General features: G+C 45.3%; 5 protein-coding genes. 4 read left to right on the top strand and 1 reads right to left on the bottom strand.

What is annotated here, in order from left to right; translation table 11 throughout:
• Positions 1-237: 237 nt before the first annotated feature.
• The 4 genes from RDS42_RS11840 to RDS42_RS11825 are packed head-to-tail and all read left to right on the top strand — an operon-like array spanning position 238 to position 4,589.
• Entirely contained in the window at positions 238-1,620 is a 1,383-nt protein-coding gene (locus RDS42_RS11840; protein WP_308783844.1) for a DUF512 domain-containing protein, read from the top strand.
• On the top strand, positions 1,583-2,908 hold the full coding sequence (der, locus tag RDS42_RS11835; RefSeq protein ID WP_308783843.1) for a ribosome biogenesis GTPase Der: 1,326 nt from the start codon (positions 1,583-1,585) through the stop codon (positions 2,906-2,908). The genes RDS42_RS11840 and der overlap by 38 nt, the downstream gene beginning before the upstream one ends.
• A gap of 7 nt (positions 2,909-2,915) precedes the next feature.
• Positions 2,916-3,569: a glycerol-3-phosphate 1-O-acyltransferase PlsY gene (gene plsY, locus RDS42_RS11830; RefSeq protein WP_308783842.1), complete on the top strand. Its 654-nt coding sequence runs from the start codon at positions 2,916-2,918 to the stop codon at positions 3,567-3,569.
• Positions 3,570-3,581: 12 nt separating this feature from the next.
• Complete coding sequence (locus RDS42_RS11825) at positions 3,582-4,589, top strand: NAD(P)H-dependent glycerol-3-phosphate dehydrogenase (protein WP_308783841.1); 1,008 nt, start codon at positions 3,582-3,584, stop codon at positions 4,587-4,589.
• Between the two features lie 56 nt (positions 4,590-4,645).
• Here the strand turns inward: RDS42_RS11825 and RDS42_RS11820 are convergent, their stop codons facing one another.
• On the bottom strand, positions 4,646-5,473 hold the full coding sequence (locus RDS42_RS11820; RefSeq protein WP_308783840.1) for an aldo/keto reductase: 828 nt from the start codon (positions 5,471-5,473) through the stop codon (positions 4,646-4,648).
• Positions 5,474-5,588 lie beyond the last annotated feature (115 nt).

Raw genomic sequence — 5,588 nt, 5'->3', positions numbered from 1 at the left:
ACAGGAGTTGATTTTTCAAGTAACTCTATATTTGGCATAATATTCCTCCTAGGTGTAGTTTTCAAACTGAGTCCTAATACATTTATAACATTTGCCCTAAATCCCGTCAAGGAATTTATTGATTTTTACATATAAAATTGTTATTATGGTTACAGTGCCGGGATACTGCAGGAAATCCTGGCAGTGCGTGTCCGGGTGGAGACGGGGCGCGCGGTATATGCAGCAGAAAGGAATTTTATGAAAAAAAAGAAACATGTGATCTCCAGAGTTCTGCCTGGCAGTATCGCTCAGGAACTGGAGTTGGAGCCGGGAGATATCCTGGAAGCAATCAATGATACACCGGTAGAGGATGTTTTTGATTACCGCTACCTTATGAACGATGAATTTGTAACACTTCAGATTCAGAAAGCAGACGGAGAGCTGTGGGAGCTGGAAGTGGAAAAGGAATACGAAGACGATCTTGGGATTGAATTTGAGAACGGACTGATGGATGAATACCGTTCCTGTACCAATCACTGTATGTTCTGTTTTATCGACCAGATGCCGCCGGGAATGCGGGAAACTCTTTATTTTAAGGACGATGATTCCAGGCTTTCTTTCCTGCAGGGGAATTATGTAACACTGACAAATATGAGTCAGCATGATGTTGAGCGCATTATACGTTATCGTCTGGAGCCGATCAATATTTCTTTTCAGACGATGAATCCTGAGCTTCGATGCAAAATGCTTCACAACCGTTTTGCCGGAGATGCTCTTAAGAAAGCGGACCAGCTGTTTGAGGCGGGGATCATGATGAACGGGCAGATTGTTCTGTGTAAAGGAGTTAATGACGGTGAGGAACTGGAATACAGTTTGGAAAAACTTTCCGCGTATGCGCCGGTGCTTCAGAGTGTGTCAGTTGTTCCGGTAGGACTTTCTAAATTCCGTGAAGGTCTTTATCCGCTGGAACCTTTTGGGCAGGAGGATGCAAAGAAAGTCCTGGAGCAGATTCATCGCTGGCAGAAAAAAATGTATGCAGACTATGGAATACATTTTATCCATGCTTCAGATGAGTGGTATATTCTTGCGGGAGAGGAGCTTCCTGAAGAAGAACGATATGACGGTTATTTGCAGCTGGAAAACGGCGTAGGGATGCTGAGACTTCTGGAAACGGAAGTGAGTAAGGCTGTGGCAGAGCGTACGGGAGATATGCGTTCTATGGAAATGACTATTGCAACAGGGAAGCTTGCAGCTCCGTATATAAAAAAATGTGTGGACAAAGTGCAGGAAAAATTTCCTAACGTCAGAGTTGACGTCGCCATGATCGCCAATCGCTTTTTCGGAGAGATGATCACGGTGTCGGGACTGATCACAGGTACGGATCTTCGAGAGCAGCTGAAAGGAAAGAAACTGGGAGAAAAGCTTCTTCTTCCCTGCAATATGCTGAGAAGCGGCGAGGATATATTCCTTGATGATATTTCAGTGGAGGAACTTGAAAAAGAGCTTGAAACAGAAATTGTAATTGTAGATGAGGACGGGGCTGATCTGGTAGCTTCTATACTGGATCCGCCTGAACATAATAAACAGATAAGGAGACAGATGTATGAGCAAGCCAGTAGTTGCGATCGTGGGGAGGCCTAATGTAGGCAAATCCACGTTGTTTAATGCCCTTGCAGGAGAGATGATCTCGATTGTAAAGGATACACCGGGAGTTACCAGAGACAGGATTTATGCAGATGTTACATGGCTGGATAAATCCTTTACGCTGATCGATACAGGCGGAATCGAACCGGAGAGCGGTGACATCATTCTTTCACAGATGAGAGAGCAGGCTCAGATCGCTATTGATACAGCGGATGTGATCATTTTTATTACAGACGTAAAACAGGGTCTGGTAGATTCTGATGCCAAGGTGGCGGATATGCTTCGCCGCAGCCGTAAACCGGTTGTGCTTGTGGTGAATAAAGTTGACAGCATTCATAAATACATGATGGATGTTTATGAGTTTTATAACCTGGGTATTGGAGAACCTCATGCAATTTCTGCGGCAAACCGTACGGGAATCGGCGATATGCTGGATGAAGTTGTAAAAGAATTCCCCGAGGGAGCAGATACCGGAGAAGAGGAGGATATTCCAAGGATCGCGGTAGTGGGAAAACCAAATGTGGGAAAATCTTCTCTTATTAATAAGCTTTTGGGTGAAGACCGTGTGATCGTTTCGGACATTGCAGGAACTACCAGAGATGCGGTTGATGCAAGAGTGAAGTGGCAGGGTAAAGATTATATTTTTATTGACACAGCAGGTTTAAGACGAAAAGGCAAGGTAAAAGAAGAAATTGAGCGTTACAGCGTCATCCGTACAGTAACGGCGGTAGAACGTGCCCATGTTGTGGTGATCGTGATCGATGCAACAGAAGGCGTTACAGAACAGGATGCCAAAATTGCCGGAATTGCCCATGAAAAAGGCAAGGGCGTGATCATTGCAGTAAATAAATGGGATGCCATCGAAAAGGATGACAAGACAATTTACAAACATACAAACCGCATCCGTGATGTCCTGGCATATATGCCGTATGCGGAACTTGTATTTATTTCTGCAAAAACCGGTCAGAGATTCAACCGTCTTTTTGAGACCATTGATGCCGTGATCGAAAATCAGACACTTCGTATTCAGACGGGTGTGCTTAATGAAATTCTTTCTGAGGCCATTGCTATGCAGCAGCCGCCATCTGACAGAGGAAAGCGTCTGAAGATCTACTATATGACTCAGGTAGGCGTGCGTCCGCCTACGTTTGTGATTTTTGTAAATGATAAGGAACTGATGCATTTCTCTTATACAAGATATATTGAAAATAAGATCAGGGAGGCTTTTGGCTTCAGAGGAACGTCTCTGAAGTTTATTATCCGTCAGCGCGGAGAAAAGGAATGAGAGTAATATGGAACGATTGATTTGTTTGGCCATCGGGTATGTGTGCGGTCTTTTTCAGACCTCATACATCATCGGCAGATTTTATAAGACGGATATCAGAGAACATGGCAGCGGAAATGCGGGAACAACAAATGCACTTCGTACATTTGGGAAAAAAGCCGGTGCAATGACCCTTTTGGGAGACTGTCTGAAATGTGTGGCGGCAATTCTTCTGGTGAAACTCTTCCTGGGAAAAACCTATGGTGATATTCTGCCGCTTTTGACAGTTTATGCAGCGGCGGGCTGTATACTGGGACACAATTTCCCTTTTTATCTGAATTTTAGAGGAGGGAAGGGAATTGCGGCATCGGTGGGATTTATCCTTGCTTTTGACTGGAGGATCTTTCTGATCTGTGCGGTGCTCTTTTTTACATTGTTTTTTACAACGCATTATGTGTCAGTCTGCTCTTTGAGCGCATACCTGGCAGCGTTTCTGGTCATGATTTTTTTGGGGCAGAAAGGAGTCTATGGAATGGATCCTGCTCATATGACAGAAATGTATGTGGTCATGGGATTGATGACAGCTCTTGCTTTTTTCAGACACAGGGCTAATGTGGTACGCCTTTTGAATGGAACGGAAAATCGTATATATCTGGGAAAAACAAAGAACAAGAAAGGTTAAAAGGTGGAGAAAATGGCAAAAATCAGTGTGCTGGGAGCCGGGAGCTGGGGAACAGCTCTTGCTGTGCTGCTTTATAACAACGGTCATGAAGTGACACTTTGGTCTGCTCTTGCAGATGAGGTAAAAATGCTTTCTGAGAAAAGAGAGCATGAGACAAAACTTCCGGGAGTCCGTCTTCCGGATAATATGGAGATCACAACAGACCTGGAAAAAAGTCTTTTAGATCCGGATGTGGCTGTTCTGGCTGTGCCTTCTCCATTTACCAGAAGCACTGCGCATCAGATGTCTTCATTTACCAGAAAGGGTCAGATTGTTGTCAATGTTGCAAAGGGTGTGGAAGAGCATACGCTGATGACGCTGAGCGAGATCATCAGTGAGGAGATCCCGCAGGCGGATGTGTGCGTGCTTTCTGGTCCAAGTCACGCGGAGGAAGTTGGAAAAGGGATTCCCACAACCTGTGTGGTAAGCGCAGAGAAGAGAGAAACTGCAGAGTTCCTTCAGGGGATTTTTATGAGTCCGGTATTCCGTGTATATACCACACCGGATATTCTTGGAGTAGAGCTTGGCGGCGCTCTGAAAAATGTGATCGCCCTTGCGGCAGGCACTGCTGACGGTCTGGGATACGGAGACAATACAAAGGCGGCTCTGATTACCCGGGGAATTGCGGAAATCGCCCGTCTTGGCACTAAAATGGGAGCGAAGATAGAAACATTTTACGGGTTATCGGGAATGGGCGACCTGATCGTTACCTGTGCCAGTGTTCATAGCCGCAACAGGAAAGCCGGATATCTCATGGGAAAAGGCTATACCATGAAGGAGGCTATGGATGAGGTAAAGATGGTGGTGGAAGGCGTTTATTCTGCCAAAGCTGCAAAAAGCCTTGCGGAGAAATTTCAGGTGGAAATGCCGATTATTGAAGAAGTGAATAAAGTTTTGTTTGAAAACAAGCCTGCTGCTGAAGCGGTGCAGGATCTGATGCTCAGGGATAAAAAGGTAGAGACACCGATGCTTCCCTGGTAAAACAGAAAAAACACACCCCGCGTAAAAACGCGGGGTGTAATCATATGCGCAGCTGCTTAAAGTGAAATGCCTCTCAGGTCTTCAGGGACACTGGCACTATGGTAATCCTGGTTCAGAGTATCCAGAAGATCCATGTCTTCCTGATCGATCGTAAAATCAAAAATCCTTGCATTAGACTCTATGCGTTCGGGATTGGTGGATTTGGGAATGACGGAAATTCCTTTTTGTACTGCCCAGCGCAACCCGACCTGGGCCGGAGTGTGGGCATATTTTGTGCCAAGAACACACAATACGTCATGATCCAGATATGCACCTCTGGCCAGAGGGGCGTAAGCCTGAACCTGAATGCCGTTTTCCTGGCAATAGTCGATCAGTTCCCTGGGATAACAGAGAGGATGGCATTCGATCTGATTAACGGCCGGTATGATACCGGATACTTTTTTCAGCTCCTCCAGATTATGGATCCCGAAATTGCTGACTCCGATAGATTGTGCTCTGCCGGAACTAAGGATTTTTTCCAGCTCCTTCCAGGTACTGAGATAACATCCTGGAACTGGCCAGTGGATCAGGTAAAGATCAATGTAATCCAGACCAAGACGATCAAGGCTCCGCTGAAAAGCTCCGTCTATATCTCCGAGCCGCTGTGCGTTGTTCCAGATTTTTGTGGTAATAAAAAGCTCTTTTCTGGGGATGCCGCATTTTGCAATGCCCCTTCCCACCCCTTCTTCATTTTTGTATGCGGAAGCGGTATCGATCAGCCGGTATCCGCATTTTACAGCGTGGATGATCGCGTTTTCGGCTTCGTTTTCTTTGGTTGCTTTATATACCCCCAGCCCCAGAAGAGGCATTTTTTTATCATTGTTTAAAAATACGGCAGTTGTCAAAATGTGTCCTCCTTGCTTTCAGCCTGTTTTTGGCCGTCTACCGATTATTTCCTTACTCACATGCGTGCTATTATAACATAAAAATGTGAAAGAAGAACATCAAATTTATTAAATA

Origin of the sequence: uncultured Blautia sp. (assembly GCF_902497045.1) — a bacterium.
Classification (GTDB): domain Bacteria; phylum Bacillota; class Clostridia; order Lachnospirales; family Lachnospiraceae; genus Blautia_A.
This window is presented reverse-complemented; position numbering and strand designations above follow the sequence as displayed.

What these genes read in the sequence shown, in the direction of transcription:
- RDS42_RS11840 (WP_308783844.1), top strand. Translation starts at nt 238, where the DNA reads ATGAAAAAAAAGAAACATGTGATCTCCAGAGTTCTGCCTGGCAGTATC.
- der (WP_308783843.1), top strand. Translation starts at nt 1,583, where the DNA reads ATGAGCAAGCCAGTAGTTGCGATCGTGGGGAGGCCTAATGTAGGCAAA.
- plsY (WP_308783842.1), top strand. Translation starts at nt 2,916, where the DNA reads ATGGAACGATTGATTTGTTTGGCCATCGGGTATGTGTGCGGTCTTTTT.
- RDS42_RS11825 (WP_308783841.1), top strand. Translation starts at nt 3,582, where the DNA reads ATGGCAAAAATCAGTGTGCTGGGAGCCGGGAGCTGGGGAACAGCTCTT.